Below are 18,593 nucleotides of genomic sequence, written 5' to 3'. Positions count from 1 at the left end.
CATGCAGAGAGTGATCATCGTCGGCGGGGGGCTGGCTGGCGGCTTGGCCGCCATCTACCTGGCCAGGCGCGGCTATGAGGTGCACGTGGTGGAAAAGCGGGATGATCCTTGCCGCGATCAGGATGCCGACATCGAGCCCCTTAGCGCCCGCGCCATTGGCGTGAGCATGACCGTGCGGGGCATCCAGGCCGTGCTGGCCGCCGGTATCGCACGCGATGCGTTGGCGCAATGCGGCGAGCGCATCGTCGGCATGGCGTTCTCGGTAGGCGGCGGATATCGGCTGCGCGAGCTGCGAGCGCAAACCGATTATGCGCCGCTGTCGCTCAACCGGGCGGCGTTTCAGCGCTTGCTGAGCGCTCATGCGGCCAAGCTTGGCGTGATTCACCACTTCGCGCAGAAGTGTCTCCACGTCGATTTGGCGGCGAAATCCGTGCTGATGGCGGGCCCGGATGGGGCGCTGTGGCGCTTGAGCGGCGACTGGCTCATCGGCGCCGACGGCGCGCATTCCGCCGTGCGCCAAGCGATGCAGCAGGCGCTGTCGCGGTTCGAGTTTCAGCAGACATTTTTCCGTCACGGCTACAAAACCCTGGTGCTGCCCGATGCCGAGGCGCTGGGGTTTCGCAAGGATCTGCTTTATTTCTTCGGCATGGATTCCCGAGGGCTGTTCGCCGGCCGGGCGGCGACGATTCCAGGCGGCAGCATCAGCTTCTCGCTGTGCCTGCCTTATCAGGGAGAGATCAGCCTGGCAACGCGCGACCGCGTGGCGTTGCGGGGGTTTTTCCGCCGCTATTTCGCCGCTTTGCCGCAGGCCGCGCGCGACGAGATGCTGGCGCAATTCCTCGCCAAACCTAGCAATGACCTGATCAATGTCCGCTCGAGCACTTTCCATTACAAGCAGCATGCCGTGTTGCTGGGCGACGCGGCGCACGCCACCGCGCCGTTTCTGGGCCAGGGCATGAACATGGCGCTGGAGGACGCGCGCATCCTCGCCAGGCTCCTGGACGAGCACGGCCGCGACTTGTCGCGCGTGCTGCCGTTGTTCACCCGCCAGCGCAAAGTGCAGGCCGACGCGATGCAGGACATGGCGCGCGCCAATTACGACGTGTTGAGCGCCGCGAGTCCGCTGTTTTTCCTGCGCGCCCGCTATACGCGCTATATGCACGAGAAATTTCCACGCCATTACCCGCCGGACATGGCGGACAAACTGTATTTCACGCTGGAGCCCTATGACGCGCTGGCGCGCATGCAACGCAAACAAAACGTCTGGTACAAAATCGGGAGGGTCAACTAATGCACATACTGGTGATCGGCGCCGGTCCGGCGGGACTGATCTTCGCCAGCCAAATGAAACGGGCCCGGCCTGGCTGGCGCATCCGCATCCTGGAGAAGCTCGATCAGCAGGCGGAGACCGGCTGGGGCGTGGTGCTGCCCGGACGGGCCGGGCAGCATCCGGCCAACGTGCTGTCGTATCTGGACGCGCCGGACGGGCTGCAGCCGCAATACCTGTCCGAATTTTTGCTGGCCCGGCGCGGTGTTTCCTGCCGCATGCCGATCGGCGTGCCGATGTGCGGCGTGGGCCGTCAGGGTGTGGTGCAAGCACTGCGCGCCCAGTGCCAGGCGCTCGGCGTCGAGTTGCGCTACCGTCAGGCGCCGGAGATGCCGGCCGTGATCGATAGCGGCGAGTTCGATTTGGTGGTGCTGGCCAATGGCGTCGGCCATCAGGCCGATCCATGCGCCGGGCGGTTGCGTCCACGGGCCGAGTTCGGTCGCAACCATTATCTGTGGTGCGGCACAACCCGCCTATTCGACCAAATGAGCCTGATGTTCCAGCCGCATGCCGCGGGGGGCTTCGTCGCCCATGCGTATCGCTATTCGGCGGGGATGAGCACCTTCATCGTCGAGTGCGGCGAGGATACCTATGTCCGCGCGGGGCTCGACCACATGTCCGCGCGCGAAGCGGCGGCATTTCTCTCCGGCGTGTTTCAAGGTGTGTTGCACGGCCAGCCGCTGTTGATGCAGGCGGAGCAAGGGTGGCGCCGTTTCTTGACGCTCAGCCGCGACGCCGCCTGCGACGGCGGGGTGGTCCTGCTGGGTGACGCCTTGCAATCCGGCCATTTTTCCATCGGCCACGGCACCACGATGGCGGTGGCGACGGCGCAGGGGCTGGTGAAAGCGCTCTGCGCCGACGCCGATGTGGACGCCGCGCTGGCGGTCTACGGCGAGCAGGTGTTGCCGCTGGCGGCGTTGTTCAAGGCGCATGCCGATTGCAGCCGGCAATGGTTTGAGACCGTCGACGAGCGGATGCACTGGGACCTGTTGGCGCTGGCGCGGCATTTCGAGGCGCGGCGTCAGGCGCTGCCGTCGCTGGCGGAGGCGGTCGCGCGCACGCTTGCCGACGCGCTCGACCGTTAGGGGACGGCATGCGCGCAGCGATTCCCCCGCTCTTGCCGCCGCAATGGAGCGGCGCCTATGTGTCGTACTGGTTCCCGATGTTGCCGGACGATCAGATCAGTTCCGGTTTCTGCTGGTTCGACTACACGCGCAACCTCTGCCGCATCGACGGGCTATTCAACCCCTGGCCGGAACGCGAGACCGGCTACCGGCTGTGGATGTCGGAAATCGGCGATGCCACGCATGGCCGCAGCCATAAGCGCAAGGTGGCATATAGCCGCGAGCGCACGCCGGAGGGCGATTGTCTTGCCGCCAGGCTGCTGGCGGAAGAGATCAGCCCGCTCGATGCGTTGTACTTGCCGCAAGGCGTGCTGCGCGAGTACGGGGCGCGCCACGCGGGCACGCACCAGGTGCTGGGCCGGCCGGCCGACGCCTGGACGTACGAGCGGCCGGGCAAGGGGCCTTCGACGCTGTACGTTCAGACCGGCTCGCGCCAGTTGTTGCGCATGGTGACGGGAGAGGCCGGCGTGCGCGCGTCGATACGGGATTTTCCCAATCTGTGCACGCGGCCGATCCCCGGCTGGGTGTTCGCCACAGACGCGGCGGGCGCCGCGGTTTTTGCGTCCGACAGCGCCGGCATGGATAATGGAAGCTCCTCGTCTTGATGGTTGTTGCCGTGAATCCCATTGTCACCACCGATATCGACCGCGCCTGCGCGCGCCTGCGCCAGGGGCAATTGGTCGCTATCCCCACCGAAACCGTTTATGGCCTGGCGGCCGATGCCTGCAATCTCGATGCGGTGCAAAAAGTGTTTCAACTCAAGCGCCGCCCCGCCAGCAATCCGCTGATCGTGCATCTGGCCGATGTCGCCCAGTCCGTTCACTGGGTCAAGGCGGTGCCGGATGCGGCCATGCGGTTGATGAAGACGTTCTGGCCCGGCCCGCTGACGTTGGTGTTGCCGGCGGCCGATCATGTGTCGCGGATGGTGACCGCGGGCCAGGCCAGCGTGGCGCTACGCGTGCCCGCGCACCCGCTGGCACGCGAGCTGATCACCCGCTTCGGCGGCGGCTTGGTCGCACCGTCCGCCAACCGCTACATGTCGATCAGCCCGACCTCGGCCGAACACGTGGCGCGCCAGTTCGCCGGGGAGGATCTGCTGATTCTGGATGGCGGTGTCTGCCCGGTGGGCCTGGAGTCGACCATCGTCGGCATGCTGCCTGACGAGCCGCCGCGGTTGTTGCGTCACGGCATGCTGTCCGCCGCCGAGCTGGAGGCGGTGCTCGGCTGTCAATTGTCGGTGGGCGCCAAGGGGGATTTGCGCGTGCCGGGGCAGCATCACCGCCACTATGCGCCGCACACGCCGGCGTGGCGGTTCGCCGCGCCGCCGCAAGAGGCGTTGCAAGACGCCGGCACCGCCTGGCTGTGGTGCGGCGGCGCGGTCAAAAGCGCGGGGCCCGCGCTGGACCTGGGGCCGGAACCCAAGGCGTATGCGCGCGCGCTGTACGACGCGCTCTACCAGCTCGACCGTCTCGGCGCCGAGCGGCTCTTGATCCAGACGCCGCCGGACCTGCCCGCCTGGGCGGCGGTGCACGACCGCCTGAACCGCGCGAGTCAGCCGCTGTAGCCGCCTTCCTGGCGCTCGTTCCGCGAGGTGCTACAGTCGTAGAGTGCGTCCGCGAAGCGACGCAAGCGACGAGAGGAGAAGACCCGCATGAATGCCAAAGACGGCGCCAAGGCGATTGCCGCCCTGAACCGCATCATGGAATTGGAATTGGCCGGCGTGGTGCGCTACACCCACTACGCGCTGATGGTTTACGGCTATAACCGCATCCCGATCGTATCCTGGCTCAAGGGCAACGCCACCGAGAGTCTCGATCACGCCCGCCGTGCCGGCGAGCTGGTTACCCTGCTTGGCGGCCATCCGTCGCTGAAGATCGGCGCCTTGCTGGAAACCGAGCGCCACGACATCGGCGACATTTTGCGCGAAAGCCTGGACCACGAGCAAAACGCGCTCGACGCCTACTATGCGCTGCTCAAGATCAGCGAGGGCAAGTCGGTGCTGCTGGAGGAGTACGCGCGCGACATGATCGTGCAGGAGGAGCTGCATCTGGACGAGGTCAACAAGATGCTGCGCCCTCCCGGCGCGTTGAAGCCTTTTTCCTCCTAGGCGCGCACGCGCTTCTGCCGCCGCCGCAGCTGGAAGTTGAGGAAGTGCCGCCCCAGCGCGGGCGAAATCAGCGGCAGGCCGACCCATTTCTTTTGACCGGCATCGATCGGCAACTTGCGCAGCGTCGAGAACGTGAGTTCGCCGTCGGTCTTCAAGCTCGCCAACAGTCGCTGGTAGAGGAATTCATCCAGCGACTGGTCGCGAATCAGATCCTTGAACCCCTCTCGACCGAGGAACCGCGCCGCCAGTTGCTGAAATACCGTGCGCTCGGCGGGCCACAACCCGTGTTGCTGCAGCGTGTCCTTGATATGTTGCGTGACGGTGATGCGGTCTTCCACCAGACTCGGCGCGTATTGCGCTCTCAGTCCGCGTTGACGTCGGCGACAACCGTAGAGCGCGAGCGGCACGATCTGCACCTTGGTCGCCTGCGCCATCAGCCGCACCGAAAACTCCAGATCCTCGTAAATCAAGCCCTCGGCGAAACGCAATTCGCCCAGCCGTTCGCGGCGGTACAGCCGGCACACCACGCTTGCCGGCAAGTCGCCCGCCAACAAGCCCCGTAGCGCGTCCGGCCCCGACATGCCCTTGCCCGCGACCGTATAGGTCGGCGGGAAGTTGCAGGGCGTACCGTCGGCGAAGGGATGCATATGGCACTGCGCCACGTCGGCGCCGGCATTTTCGGCGGCGTTGACCAGGGTATGCAGGAAAGCGGGATGCAACAGATCGTCGGCATCGACGAAGGCGACGAAACGGCCGCGCGCTTGCGCGAGCCCGGTGTTGCGCGCGGCGCCGACGCCGCCGCGTTCGCGCCGCGCGTAGCGCAGGCGGGTGTCGGCCGCGATCAGCGAGCGCAGTCGCACCGGGGTTTCGTCGCTGCTGCCGTCGTCGACGATGATCAGTTCGAAATTGGTGAACGTCTGCGCCGTGATCGAGCGCAGCGTGGTTTCCAGGTAACTGAGATCGTTGTAGCTGGGCAGGATGATGGAAACGATGGGCAGCATGGAAGCGGTGCAAAAATGAGATGATTATCCATGCTCATCGGGTTGCAAACAAGGATGGCTGTGGATTTTGTCATGGCTGGATTCCCCGCTGTTCAGCGTTTTCAGTTCCACGACCTGATCGCAAAATGCCAAGCAGATAGGAGAGTGGCTAGAAAGCAGTATGGTCAACCCGCTTTGGCGCAGCCGATTCAAGAGTGTTTGTTCCGTCTGCACATCGAGCGCTGCGGTCGGCTCGTCAAGCACCAGCACTTGTGGTTTGCGCACCAGGGCACGAGCAATGGCGAGCCGCATGATCTCGCCGCCGGATAGGTTGGCGCCCGCTTGCACCACTTCGAAGTCGAGCCCGCCTGGCTTATTGGCGATTACCCCGTCTAGGCATGCTAAATAGCAGGCGTGCTGTAGCGCCTGTTCATGTTCCTGCTCCGATATGCCATACAAGATATTTGCACGAAGGGTGCCGGCCAGGACTTGAGGATGTTGGCGAACGCCAACGACGAGTGTGCGCCAGTGCTGGTCCTCCGTTGCCGCAGCATCAAGGGTACCCAGCAAGATGCGACCGCGGTAACTGCTCATTTTTGTGAGCGCATCGAGCACGCTGCTTTTGCCGCTACCCGATGGACCCGAGAGCGCAAGCCAGGCGCCGGGTGAGAGTGTGAAGTTGACCGGGAGGCTGCGTTCCATTGTATGCAGCGGCTGCAGGTCATGTACTTGCAGCGGTACGCTCGTGGAGACCGGGGGAAGTGAGGTAGTGGCGTGGGGCAGGTTTTGAGCGGTGAGCCAACGCGCCCCCTCTTCTAGTGCTACCAGGTTTTTCTGAATGTCAAATACGTTAACGGCAAGCCAGGTCATCGGTATGGTGAACTGGAGCATATAGGCATTGACCATGACGAAATCACCGATGCTGCCTTGACCTGCGGCAATGGTGTTGGCCGAAACCAATAACCCGGCCAACAGCCCAGCGCCGATCAGAAGAATCTTGCCTGCGTACAACAGGCCAAGACGACGGTTGCCATTGATGACTTCTTGCTGCCAGCGGTCGAAGTGCTTTTGAGAGTCAACCAGCGACTGATCATGGGCGTTCAGTAGTTGCTGTGTCGGCGTGAAGGTCAGCCGCTCTACCAGAAATGCGCCCAGTCGATTGCCTGCCTGATTGATTTGGACCGTCACAGTTCGGGCAGTACGTGCCGCCATGAGTGATGCAACAAAGAACACCGATAGGGTCGTGAATAGGATCAATGCGATGTGCCAGGATTGGCTGACAGCTAATACCCATGCGGCCCCTATTAGCTCGATTAGCGCGGGTAGGAACGCCCATGCAACACCATAGGTGATGCTTCCCGCGCTGGCGGCTGAACGCTGGAGCACGGTGAGTACTTCGCCTGGTGCTTCGTCGAGCGGATGGTCGCGCCAGGGGCGGCGGATATGTTGATTGAAGAGTGCCAGCGAGAGGCCTCGCTCAAACGAGGCCGATAGGATCGTCGCCAGAATGCTCTTCCAGAAACAAGCAGCCTGGGCGGCGCTCCAGGCGAGGGCGTAGACGACAATACGCCACTGTGCATCCGGGCCAGGCAAGGAGTCCAGTGCTTGCTTCAAGAGCCACGGCGTAGCGATATTGACTAGGCTGATCAAGGCGACCAGCGATGACATAGTCACGATCTGTCGTACTGCATATGGATGAAAGCGTGTCAGAGCATGAAACACCAGATGATAGTTATGCCAATGGGTGAAGACATTCATCAGGGCAGATTCACCAATATATGCATTGCCTGGTTCAAATCTGGCCGGTCCAGCAGAACTTGCCCGTCGACATTGAGCCAGGCATGAGCGAGAAACGGATCAAGTTGAAAGCCAATGCGAAATTGAAAGGGGAGTGCGTGGCGCGCCAACAGTACGGCAGTCACCAGGGCGTTTTCAAGACAGGCTGTCCTAAAAGGCAGTGACCGGCTGCAATGGCGCACTTTGTTGGCGATGTGGCCGCTTACTTCGACATCAGCCGTGCGAGTCGCATTGCGTGCGAACTGGCTGATATTTTGGAGAAGACGGTTCAGACCAAATAATCGTATTTGCAGCGTGACTACTGTGAAATATCCCATAACGCATACGCGTTGGTACGGCGGAATCGTTAGTGGTTCCTCAGAGGATTGCCATTCATGTAGCCCTATGCCGACAGGATGCCCGCTGGTCTGCCTGATCGCAACGGGATGATCACATCTACGCAGTACTTTCCGGCTGAGTGCAACTGCAATTGTTTCCGATAAAGCAGATTCCGGTGTTTGCTGCGTTAATGCCTGAAGCAAGGAAGTACTGACAGGGGGGGCTATGAAGATGTAGCGGTCTCGTCGCGCGTCCAACAGGATTAGTTGCTCTCCAACGAATAGATGGTGGATGTGATCGCAAAATCTGAAATAGGTTGAATTCATTCCACTTCCTGTCGTGCGCGATGGATGAATACCTCGATGGCCAGGGCGTGCATGACTGCTGGCGAAACCCCTCCGATACCAAGACACTGGCGCCGCAGATCGTGCTCCAACTCACGCCATTGCACCATGCCGCTTTTCACCAAGTAACCTTCTCTTAGTCGCTCCGCGACTGCGGCATGCTGCCGCTGCAGCGAACGCAGCACCGAGGCGGTAGTGTGTCCTTTACTTTGCCTGCTGAGGCCAGGTTCGTGATAGCGGGCATTGAGTGCCTGGCGCAACAGTTGTCGGCTACCCTGAGCGTTGAACCCCTGCCAAGCTGGAAGTGCGTTTGCTGCGCGGATAAGCGCTTCATCGAAAAATGGAAACAATAGCTGGGCATGCCGGTCCCGGAGCCTAGGATGCGACAGTTCTTGCGCCAGTTGATAAAACAGTCGGCAACGGACTTGCTCAATTGGGGTTAACCTGTCAAAAGCTAGAAGATCGCGGTAGCTCTGTACTTTTTTTGCCATTTGAGCCAGAGCCAGAGAAAGCCAGCTTTGAGTGGAAAATTCTTTCATTCTTTGCCAATAAGTAGGCTCATCGGCACGGTGGCATATCTGTCGCAGCCACATCCGTGCCCATTGCGCCAAGGCAAGTGGGTAAGGCAAGCATTGCAATGCGGCCAAGCGCTGCAACGTAGCGTGGCGTTGTCCGCGGGGCGCTGCCAATACGCAGGCCCATGTTGGATTTGCTAGGAAGATATGGTCGCCGCCATGGCCGTTCAAATAAAATGCAAGCGCGTCCTTTTGCCCATATTCCAATAGCCTTTCTTCATATCTAACCATGAGATACATATTTGATGGGGCATGCGCAGGCATTGGCGGATCGAGCGCCATCGGATCGAACTCAGCTAGATCGATGATGTGGTGACGCAGTCCATAGCGACGGCAGCAATCGTCGGCATACCATCGGTCGTCTGGCGCATAAGCCTGGCTATCCCATGCCGTTGCTGTAATAAAGGGCATATCAAGTGCGCGCGCGCTTAGGAGTATGGCGGTAGAGTCCAACCCTCCGGAGAATTCTAGTAGGGCACTCTTATTTCCTAGCTGGTGTTGCAGGCTCTGGCAGAGCATATCTGCCAAAGGAGGTGTCTCATCGGTGTTGGGTGTCAAACAGGCCAGCGCATGGCTCATATCGGAGAATAAGGTTCCGTCGCTGAACGTGATGCGAAGGCGCTCGCCGTTGAGTACTTGTGAGATGCCCTGGATAGGAGTTTGCCGTGTCTGTGCTTCTTCCTGATAAAGGAAATAGGCAAGGTAATGATCATCCCACTCGTAGAAGCCGCCGCTTCGTTGCAGAGTCGACAATTGATCACTGACGAGTAGTGATTCCTCATGGCGGCAGAAGAATAGCGGCCAGCGACTATCAATACGCTTGAACAGTGTGATGGATTGGGGTGTCAGGTAAATCTGGTCTCCGCTGTTCAACATCAGTGTCTGATCGTCAACGTGTAGGTATGTACCGGAGGGTGCATAGAGTGTCACGCCAGTAGTCGGGTTGTGATGCGGTATGGGTTTGCCCTCAGGAAAGGAAAACAGCAGGAGGATGCGTCGAATACGTCGTTGCATAGCAATGTTCAGTGCGAATATGTAGGCGCGTCCGCTCCGGCTGGAGCGGATCGGTTGGACGAGATTTATGGCCTGTAAACCCAGCCAGACATCTCTACGGTAGAGCTGGACGTTGAGCCATGGGTATTGCGGGACGCATTAACTTCTGCTCCCAAAATGCCGAGGGTAATCGTGTAACGATTGGCGAAAAACCGTTTCATAAGAGGTTCTCTCCTGTGTGATACGCCACGGGGATGGGCGCTCACGACTAGAGTGGTTTTAGTGTGAGTTGGTTGCACGCGGGGGCTCGCCATTCTTACTTGACGTCGAGGCCTTGGTCCGGAATAGAGCCTTACGGCCCATACTTTTCCTTCAGGAAAATGTTCGGCTCATGGGCTGTACACTGGTTCCTGTGCTGTCAGCTATACACAAAAAATGCGGGTTGATACGGGGGCTCATGAGTTAACTAGCTTCTCTGGTCTCCCCTGATTTTTCCCCATTAAAGATATTGCGCTAGCGGCCAGTTGTGAGGGCCCCATCTGACTTGCCAACTTATCAGACATGTCAAGAGACAAACCTTACAGGTGCAACAGCTTTTTTACGCCGTTTTTATATGCCGGTGGGTAATGTTCGATCCTGAACTATCAGCGGATGCGCCGTGGGCGTGGACCGCTAAGCAAACTACTAAGGAGATCGTCATGGATCTGGCCTATGTGGGTCTGGCGCTAGGATTCGCGCTGTTGACCTTCCTGTTGATCGAGGGCTGTGCGCGGCTGGGAGGCAAATCATGAGCCTCATCTACGTGCTGAGCGCCGTCGCGGCCGTCGGGTTGTTGGTGTATCTGATTTATGCGCTAGTGAAACCGGAGAATTTCTAACATGACGCCTGATGCCCTGATTTTGCTGGGGACTTTTCTCGTCGCGCTGCTGTTGCTGTCGTATCCGCTCGGCGGTTACATGGCGCGTATCGTCAAAGGGGATATCCCAGGTCCGGCGCGGTTTCTCGTGCCGGTGGAGCATGCCGTTTACCGCCTGTGCGGGGTCGATCCGAAAGAGGAGTCCGGCTGGAAGCCGTACACCTTCGGCTTGATCCTGTTCAGCTTTGTCGGTGTGCTGTTCGTCTATCTGCTGCAGCGTGTGCAAGGCTATCTGCCGTTGAACCCGCAAGGCATGACCGCCGTGTCGCCCGACTCGGCCTTCAATACCGCCGTCTCGTTCGTCACCAATACCAACTGGCAGGGCTATGCCGGCGAAACCACGATGAGCTATCTGACGCAGATGGCGGCGCTGACGGTGCAGAACTTCCTCTCGGCTGCCAGCGGCATTGCCGTGGTGATCGCGCTGATTCGCGGCTTCGCCCGTCATAGCGCGGCGGTGATCGGCAATCTGTGGGCCGATCTGACGCGTATCACGCTGTATATCCTGCTGCCGCTGTCGATCGTGCTCGGCCTGCTGTTCGTCGGCCAAGGCGCGATTCAGAACCTGAGCCCGTACAAGGATGTCGCCACCGTACAGGCCACGCAGTATCAGGTGCCGCGCGTCGACAAGGCCGGCAACCCGGTCAAGGATGCCGCGGGCAAGCCGATCATCGATACGCTGACCACCAAGACGCAAACGCTGGCCATGGGCCCGGTGGCGTCTCAGGAAGCGATCAAGATGCTCGGCACCAACGGCGGCGGCTTCTACAACGCCAACTCGGCGCATCCGTATGAGAACCCGACCCCGTTGGCCAACTTCCTGCAGATGCTGGCGATCTTCCTGATCCCGGCCGGGCTGTGCTTCACCTTCGGCGCCATGGTGGGCGACAAGCGCCAGGGCTGGGCGGTGATCGCCGCCATGGCGGTGCTATTCGTCTCGCTGACTTGCGTCGGCCTATGGGCCGAACAGAAGGGCGTGCCGGCATTGTCGCATCTGAACGTCGACCAGCAGGCGTCGACCTTGCAAGCGGGCGGCAACATGGAGGGCAAGGAAACCCGCTTCGGCATCAACAGCACCATGCTGTTCGTCGCCGTCACCACCTCGGCCTCGTGCGGCGCGGTCAATGCCATGCATGATTCGCTCACGCCGCTGGGCGGCCTGGTGCCGACCTTCCTGATGCAGCTGGGCGAAGTGGTGTTCGGCGGCGTCGGCTCCGGTCTGTACGGCATGCTGATCTTCGCCATCCTGGCGGTATTCATCGCCGGGCTGATGGTGGGGCGCACGCCGGAGTACTTGGGCAAGAAGATCGAAATCTTCGAGATGAAGATGACCGCGCTGACCATTCTGGTGACGCCGACCTTGGTGCTGGTGCTGACCGCCATCGCCGTGATGACCGACGGCGGCCGCGCCGCCATCGCCAATCCGGGCGCGCACGGCTTCAGCGAGCTGCTCTACACCTTCACTTCGGCCGCCAACAACAATGGCAGCGCGTTTGCCGGCGTGTCGGTCAATACCCCCTGGTACAACATCATGACCGGTATCGCCATGTGGTTCGGCCGTTTCTTCATGATCGTGCCGATCTTGGCCATCGCCGGTTCGCTCGGGGCGAAGAAGCGCCTGCAGGTGACTTCCGGCACGCTGCCGACCCACGGTCCGCTGTTCGTGGTGCTGCTCATCGGCGTGGTGCTTCTAGTGGGCGCGCTGAACTATGTGCCGGCGCTGGCGTTGGGCCCGGTGGCCGAGCATTTGCAAATGATCCTGGCGCACTGAGAACCGACAGGAGAGACGGAATATGAGCCAATCCAAACGTTTATCGATGTTCGATCCGACGCTGGTCAAGCCGGCGCTGATCGACTCGTTCAAGAAACTGACGCCGCGCAATCAGTGGCGCAACCCGGTGATGTTCGTGGTGTTCGTCGGCAGCATTTTGACCACGCTGCTGTTGATCCCCGCGGCCCAGGGCAAGGGCGAGGCCTCGTTCGGCTTCATCCTGGCCATTACCCTGTGGCTGTGGTTCACGCTGTTGTTCGCCAACTTCGCCGAGGCGCTGGCCGAGGGCCGCAGCAAGGCGCAGGCGGCGAGCTTGCGCAGCGCCAAGAAGAACGTGGTGGCCAAGAAGCTGGCCGGCGAGAAATACGGCGCCAAGGTGACCGTGGTCGACGGTTCCAGTCTGCGTAAGGGCGACGTGGTGCTGGTCGAGGCCGGCGACACCATCCCGGTGGATGGCGAAGTGATCGAAGGCGTTGCCTCGGTGGACGAGTCGGCCATCACCGGCGAATCGGCCCCGGTGATCCGCGAGTTCGGCGGCGACTTTTCCTCGGTGACCGGCGGCACCCGCGTGCTGTCCGACTGGATCGTGGTGCGCATCTCCGCCAACCCGGGCGAGACCTTCCTCGACCGCATGATCGCCATGGTGGAGGGCGCCAAGCGCCAGAAGACGCCGAACGAGATCGCGCTGACCATTCTGCTCGTGGCGCTGACCATCGTGTTCCTGATCGTGACCGTCACGCTGCTGCCGTACTCGCTGTTCAGCGTCAGCGTGGCGCACGCCGGCACGCCGATCACCATCACCGTTTTGGTGGCGCTGCTGGTGTGTCTGATCCCGACCACCATCGGCGGCCTGCTGTCCGCCATCGGCGTGGCCGGCATGAGCCGCATGATGCAGGCCAACGTCATCGCCACCTCCGGGCGCGCGGTGGAAGCCGCCGGCGACGTCGACGTGCTGCTGCTGGACAAGACCGGCACCATCACGCTCGGCAACCGTCAAGCGTCGACTTTCCTGCCGGCGATGGGCGTGAGCGTGGAAATGCTGGCCGACGCGGCGCAGTTGGCGTCGCTGGCCGACGAAACGCCGGAAGGCCGCAGCATCGTGGTGCTGGCCAAGCAGCAGTTCAACCTGCGCCAGCGCCCCTTGAAAGAGCATGAAGCGACCTTCATCCCGTTCTCGGCCACCACGCGCATGTCCGGGGTCGATTACGACGGCCGCCAGATCCGCAAGGGCGCGATCGACGCCATCCGCAAGCATGTGCAGGCCGAGGGCGGCACCTTCCCCGAGGACGTGGGCCGCATGGCCGACGAGGTGGCGCGCCGCGGCAGCACGCCGCTGTTGGTGGCCGAAGGCAATCGCGTGCTGGGCGTGATCGAACTCAAGGACATCGTCAAGGGCGGCATCAAGGAGCGTTTCGCCGAGCTGCGCCAGATGGGTATCAAGACGGTGATGATCACCGGCGACAACCCGCTGACCGCCGCCGCCATCGCCGCCGAGGCGGGAGTGGACGACTTCCTGGCCGAAGCGACGCCGGAGAACAAGCTGTCGCTGATTCGCAAGCATCAGGCCGAGGGCAAGCTCGTGGCCATGACCGGCGACGGCACCAACGACGCGCCGGCGCTGGCCCAGGCCGACGTGGCCGTGGCGATGAACACCGGCACGCAGGCCGCCAAGGAAGCCGGCAACATGGTCGACTTGGACTCCAATCCGACCAAGCTGATCGAGATCGTCGAGATCGGCAAGCAGATGCTGATGACGCGCGGCTCGTTGACCACGTTCTCGATCGCCAACGACGTGGCCAAGTATTTCGCCATCATCCCGGCGGCGTTCGCCTCGACCTATCCGCAATTGAACGCCTTGAACGTCATGCATCTGAACAGCCCCAATTCGGCCATCCTGTCGGCGGTGATCTTCAACGCCCTGGTGATCGTGGCGCTGATCCCGCTGGCGCTCAAAGGGGTGAAATACAAGGCCCAGGCGGCCGCGCAGCTGTTGCGCGACAACCTGCTGATTTACGGTCTCGGCGGCATTATCGTGCCCTTCGTCGGCATCAAGGTGATCGACATGATCCTTGGTGTCTTCAACTGGGCGTAAGGATTTATCATGATCAAGACATTTCGTCCCGCAATCGTGCTGTTCGTCGCGTTCACCGTGCTGACCGGCCTGGTGTACCCGCTGGTGATGACCGGCCTCGCGCAAGCGATCTTTCCGCATGAGGCCAATGGCAGCCTGGTGGTCAAAGACGGCAAGGTCATCGGCTCGAGCCTGATCGGCCAGAATTTCAGCGACAACCGTTACTTCTGGAGCCGGCCGTCGGCGACCTCGCCGCAGCCGAACAACGCCGCCAACTCTGGCGCCTCCAACCTGGGGCCGACCAACTCGGCGCTGACCGATGCCGTCAAGGCGCGCATCGACGCGCTCAAGGCCGCCGGTCCGGTGCCGGCAGGCGCCGTGCCGGTCGATCTGGTCACGGCCTCGGCCAGCGGTCTGGACCCGGATATTTCTCCGGCGGCGGCCTACTATCAGGTGCTGCGCGTGGCCGCCGTGCGCAAGTTGCCGGCGGATAAGGTCAAGGCCCTGGTCGACAGCCACATTACGCCGCCGCAATGGGGTTTCCTTGGCGAAGCACGCGTGAATGTGCTGCAATTGAACCTAGATCTCGATCGCTTGTAAGCGGCGGTAAAATGGCCGGCGGGCCCGGGGCGCTTTTGGCGCCCCGGGCCGCGCCATGTGCGGGGCCAACGAAGAAAGAATCATCATGACCGATCAACGCCCGGATCCGGACGAACTTCTCAATCAGCTCAAACGCGATGAAGCCGTCGCCCAACGCGGCCGGCTGAAAATCTTTTTCGGCGCCTGCGCCGGCGTGGGCAAGACCTACGCCATGCTTTCCGCCGCACAGGAGCGCGTGGCCGCGGGCGGCAAGGTGGTGGCCGGCGTGGTCGAAACCCATGGCCGCAAGGAGACCGAGGAAAAGCTGGTCGGCCTCGAATTGCTGCCGCTGAAGGAAATAGATTACAAGGGGCACAAGCTCAAGGAGTTCGATCTGGATGCCGCGCTGGCGTTGAAGCCGCCGCTGATCCTGATCGACGAGTTCGCTCATTCCAACGTGCCCGGCTCACGCCATCCCAAGCGCTGGCAAGACGTGGACGAGCTCCTGGCCGCCGGCATCGACGTCTACACCACGTTGAATGTGCAGCATTTGGAAAGCCTGAACGACGTGGTCGGGCAGATTACCGGCATCGTGGTGCGCGAGACGCTGCCGGACAAGGTATTCGACTCGGCCGAAGAAGTGGCGCTGGTGGACTTGCCGCCGGAGGAGCTGATCGGCCGCCTGCATGCCGGCAAGGTCTATATCGCCCACCAGGCGAAACGCGCGGTGGACAATTTTTTCCGCAAGGGCAATCTGCTGGCGTTGCGCGAGCTGGCGCTTAGGCGCACGGCCGACCGCGTCGACGCGCAGATGCGCGCCTACCGCGCCGACCAGGAAATCAAGCCGGTGTGGCAGGCGCGCGAGCGGCTGTTGATCTGTCTCGGTCCGGCGCCGGGTGGCGAGAAACTGGTGCGCAGCGCCAAACGCATGGCGGCCAACCTCGACGCCGATTGGATCGTCGCCTATGTCGAGACGCCGGCGTTGCAGCGGCTGTCGAAAGCCAAACGCGACCACATCCTCAAAGTGCTGAAGCTCGCGCAGGAGTTGGGCGCCGAAACCAGCGTGCTGGCCGGCGCCGACCTGGCGGAAACGGTGGAAGCCTACGCGGTGACGCGCAACGTCTCCAAGCTGGTGTTGGGTAAGTCGCCGCGCAGCCGCTGGTCGCAAATGATGCGCCCGACGCTGGTGGACGAATTATCGCGCCGCCATAGCGAATTCGACATCTATGTGGTCGGCGGCGACGTCAATGTCGAGGAGGAAGAAGAGGGCAAGAGCCGCTTCCGCTCCGCCGGCGGCCTGTACGAGGAGCATGAGGCGCAGGAGAAGAAGCGCGTCGGCTACCTGGCGGCGCTGGCGGTGACGGCGGCGACGACCGCGCTCGCGGCGGTGCTGGTGCCGCTGTTGGACCTGTCCAACATCATCATGATTTACCTGATGGTGGTGGTGGGGATCGCGGTGCGTTTCGGCCGCGGCCCGGGGGTGATGGCGTCCTTCCTGTCGGTGGCGGTGTTCGACTTTTTCTTTGTGCCGCCGCGCATGTCGTTCACGGTCTCCGATACCCAATATCTGTTGACGTTCATCGTCATGCTGACGGTGGCGCTGACCATCAGCCAACTGACCGCGCGCATGAGTTTTTCCGTGCGCATCGCCACGCAGCGCGAGCGCCGTACGCGGTCGTTGTACGATTTGGGGCGCGAATTGGCCGGCGCGCTGACGGCGCAGCAGATCCTCGACATCGGCACGAGCCATGTCGAGGCGTTGTTTCAGGCGCGCTGCGAGATGCTGATCCCCAATAGCCAGGAGCAGGTGCGCGCCGCCGGCGAGGGCGGCATCGCCGACGCCGGCGTGGCGCAATGGGTGTACGACCACCAGCAGCCGGCCGGTCTCGGCACCGACACGCTGCCGTCCAATGCGGCGCTGTACGTGCCGCTCAAGGCGCCGATGCGCACGCGCGGCGTGCTGGCGCTGGTGCCGCCCGATCCGCATCAAGTGTTTATTCCCGAACAGCAGCGCCTGTTGGAAACCTGCGCCGCGCAGATCGCGCTGGCGCTGGAACGGGTGCATTACGTCGAGGTGGCGCAGGACGCGATCGTGGCGATGGAGTCGGAGCGGCTGCGCAACAGCGTGCTGTCGGCCATTTCGCATGATCTGCGCACGCCGCTGACCACCATGGTCGGGTTGTCGACCCTGTTGGCGCAGGCGCTGCCGCGCGAACGGCAATTGGAGGTGGCGCACTCGATTCATGACGAGGCGCTGCGCATGAACAACTTGGTGACCAACCTGCTCGACATGGCGCGCCTGCAGTCCGGCGTGCGCCTGAACAAGCAATGGCAGTTGCTCGACGACGTGGTCGGCAGCGCGTTGCGCTCGGCCGACACCGCGCTGGCCGGCCATCAGCTGCAGGTCGAGCTGTCGGCCAATTTGCCGTTATTGGCGTTCGACGAAGTGCTGATCGAGCGGGTGCTGGTCAATCTGTTGCAAAATGCCGGCAAGTACACGCCGCCGGGGTCCACCATTCGCCTTGCGGCCGACGTCAGTGGCAGCGCGGTGTCGATCTCGGTCTGCGACGATGGTCCGGGGGTGCCGGCCGGCCTGGAAAGCCGGCTGTTCGACAAATTCACCCGCGGGACTTCCGAATCGCCCACGCCGGGCGTCGGGCTTGGACTCGCCATCTGCCGCTCGATCGTCGAGGCGCACGGCGGCGTGATCAGCGCCGCCAACCGCGAGCCGCATGGCGCGTGTTTTACCTTTACGCTGCCGCTGGGACATCCCCCGCGGGTGCCGGAGGAGTGACGGACCATGAGCGAACTGCCGATCACCGTGGTGTTGATCGAGGACGAAAAGCCGATTCGAGACTTTCTGGCGGCCACGCTGGACAACGAGGGCATCCGCGTGCACGAAGCCGAGACCGGCCGTCAGGGGCTGATCGAGGTGGAAACGCGCAAACCGGACCTGGTGATTCTCGATCTGGGGCTGCCGGATCTGGATGGCGTCGAGGTGATCCGGCGCTTGCGCCAGTGGTCGCAGGTGCCGATTCTGGTGTTATCGGCGCGCACCCAGGAAGAACAGAAGGTCGAGGCGCTGGATGCCGGCGCCGAGGATTATCTGACCAAGCCGTTCGGCGTGGCGGAGTGCCTGGCGCGCGTGCGCGTGCTGTTGCGCCGCCGCGTGCGCGATAGCGCCTCGGCCAATCAGGTGATCGAATTCGGCGACGTGCGCGTCGATCCGGTAAACCGCCTGGTGTACAAGCGCGGGGCCGAGGTGCGTTTGACGCCGGTCGAATACCGGCTGTTGAGCGTGCTGGTGCGCGACGCCGGCAAGGTGCTGACGCATCGCGAACTGCTGCGCGAGGTGTGGGGACCGTCCTATTCGGAAAGCCATCAATATCTGCGTGTCTACATGGGGCACTTGCGGCAGAAGCTGGAGGACAACCCGGCCATGCCGCACCATATCCTGACCGAGACCGGTGTCGGCTACCGGTTATGCCTGAGCGCCTAGCACGACAGCGGAAGCGCCTGGTCCCGCCTCGTGGCGGCGTCGGCGCAATGCCGCACGTTGCGCGGCGATTGCTCCCTACGACCGTGGATGCGCTTTTGCGTAGGGCGCACTCGCCGAAGGCAGTGCGCCACAGACATGTGCGGCGCCGGTTCGGGGAGTCTAGGCTCCCCCTTCGTGGTTAATCGGCCGCGA

General features: G+C 62.3%; 15 protein-coding genes. 11 read left to right on the top strand and 4 right to left on the bottom strand.

Annotated features, from left to right (window positions below; all coding sequences use genetic code 11):
* The first annotated feature begins 1 nt into the window (after position 1).
* The 5 genes from JOZ06_RS13025 (at position 2) to JOZ06_RS13005 (ending at position 4,558) form a co-directional block, all read left to right on the top strand.
* Positions 2 to 1,291 (top strand): NAD(P)/FAD-dependent oxidoreductase, encoded by a 1,290-nt coding sequence (locus tag JOZ06_RS13025; RefSeq protein ID WP_293233090.1) that lies wholly within the window; start codon positions 2 to 4, stop codon positions 1,289 to 1,291.
* Positions 1,291 to 2,412, top strand: coding sequence for a tryptophan hydroxylase (locus JOZ06_RS13020; protein ID WP_293233088.1), 1,122 nt, complete (start codon positions 1,291 to 1,293; stop codon positions 2,410 to 2,412). The genes JOZ06_RS13025 and JOZ06_RS13020 overlap by 1 nt, the downstream gene beginning before the upstream one ends.
* 8 nt (positions 2,413 to 2,420) lie before the next feature.
* On the top strand, positions 2,421 to 3,056 hold the full coding sequence (gene vioE / locus JOZ06_RS13015; RefSeq protein ID WP_293233086.1) for a violacein biosynthesis enzyme VioE: 636 nt from the start codon (positions 2,421 to 2,423) through the stop codon (positions 3,054 to 3,056).
* An 11-nt stretch (positions 3,057 to 3,067) separates the two neighbouring features.
* Positions 3,068 to 4,015, top strand: a complete 948-nt coding sequence (locus JOZ06_RS13010; protein WP_293233084.1) for an L-threonylcarbamoyladenylate synthase — start codon at positions 3,068 to 3,070, stop codon at positions 4,013 to 4,015.
* Between the two features lie 87 nt (positions 4,016 to 4,102).
* Positions 4,103 to 4,558, top strand: a complete 456-nt coding sequence (locus JOZ06_RS13005; RefSeq protein ID WP_293233082.1) for a ferritin-like domain-containing protein — start codon at positions 4,103 to 4,105, stop codon at positions 4,556 to 4,558.
* Here the strand turns inward: JOZ06_RS13005 and JOZ06_RS13000 are convergent.
* The 4 genes from JOZ06_RS13000 to JOZ06_RS12985 are packed head-to-tail and all read right to left on the bottom strand — an operon-like array spanning position 4,555 to position 9,586.
* A complete protein-coding gene (locus JOZ06_RS13000; protein ID WP_293233081.1) occupies positions 4,555 to 5,559 on the bottom strand; it encodes a glycosyltransferase family 2 protein in 1,005 nt (334 codons plus the stop codon). The genes JOZ06_RS13005 and JOZ06_RS13000 overlap by 4 nt on opposite strands.
* A gap of 24 nt (positions 5,560 to 5,583) precedes the next feature.
* A complete protein-coding gene (locus JOZ06_RS12995; protein WP_293233079.1) occupies positions 5,584 to 7,296 on the bottom strand; it encodes an ABC transporter ATP-binding protein in 1,713 nt (570 codons plus the stop codon).
* Positions 7,296 to 7,979, bottom strand: a complete 684-nt coding sequence (locus JOZ06_RS12990; protein ID WP_293233077.1) for a lasso peptide biosynthesis B2 protein — start codon at positions 7,977 to 7,979, stop codon at positions 7,296 to 7,298. The genes JOZ06_RS12995 and JOZ06_RS12990 overlap by 1 nt, the downstream gene beginning before the upstream one ends.
* Positions 7,976 to 9,586 carry an asparagine synthase-related protein gene (locus tag JOZ06_RS12985; RefSeq protein WP_293233075.1) on the bottom strand — a complete coding sequence of 537 codons (1,611 nt, stop codon included), beginning with the start codon at positions 9,584 to 9,586 and terminating at the stop codon, positions 7,976 to 7,978. Before JOZ06_RS12985 ends, JOZ06_RS12990 begins: the two co-directional genes overlap by 4 nt.
* A gap of 766 nt (positions 9,587 to 10,352) precedes the next feature.
* Between JOZ06_RS12985 and kdpF the strand changes: the two genes are divergently transcribed.
* From kdpF to JOZ06_RS12955, 6 genes are all read left to right on the top strand, one after another.
* Complete coding sequence (gene kdpF, locus JOZ06_RS12980; RefSeq protein ID WP_293233073.1) at positions 10,353 to 10,442, top strand: K(+)-transporting ATPase subunit F; 90 nt, start codon at positions 10,353 to 10,355, stop codon at positions 10,440 to 10,442.
* 1 nt (position 10,443) lies between these two features.
* Positions 10,444 to 12,252 (top strand): potassium-transporting ATPase subunit KdpA, encoded by a 1,809-nt coding sequence (kdpA, locus tag JOZ06_RS12975; RefSeq protein WP_293233071.1) that lies wholly within the window; start codon positions 10,444 to 10,446, stop codon positions 12,250 to 12,252.
* Between the two features lie 22 nt (positions 12,253 to 12,274).
* Complete coding sequence (gene kdpB, locus JOZ06_RS12970; RefSeq protein ID WP_293233069.1) at positions 12,275 to 14,344, top strand: potassium-transporting ATPase subunit KdpB; 2,070 nt, start codon at positions 12,275 to 12,277, stop codon at positions 14,342 to 14,344.
* Between the two features lie 9 nt (positions 14,345 to 14,353).
* Positions 14,354 to 14,923 (top strand): potassium-transporting ATPase subunit KdpC, encoded by a 570-nt coding sequence (gene kdpC, locus JOZ06_RS12965; RefSeq protein WP_293233067.1) that lies wholly within the window; start codon positions 14,354 to 14,356, stop codon positions 14,921 to 14,923.
* Between the two features lie 85 nt (positions 14,924 to 15,008).
* A complete protein-coding gene (locus JOZ06_RS12960; protein ID WP_293233065.1) occupies positions 15,009 to 17,696 on the top strand; it encodes a sensor histidine kinase KdpD in 2,688 nt (895 codons plus the stop codon).
* A 6-nt stretch (positions 17,697 to 17,702) separates the two neighbouring features.
* Positions 17,703 to 18,401 carry a response regulator gene (locus JOZ06_RS12955; protein WP_293233063.1) on the top strand — a complete coding sequence of 233 codons (699 nt, stop codon included), beginning with the start codon at positions 17,703 to 17,705 and terminating at the stop codon, positions 18,399 to 18,401.
* Positions 18,402 to 18,593: the final 192 nt, after the last annotated feature.

The organism is Paludibacterium sp. (genome assembly GCF_019232825.1).
Taxonomy (GTDB): domain Bacteria; phylum Pseudomonadota; class Gammaproteobacteria; order Burkholderiales; family Chromobacteriaceae; genus Paludibacterium.
Note: the sequence above shows the minus strand (reverse complement) of the source record. Positions and strands in the feature narration are given on the sequence as shown.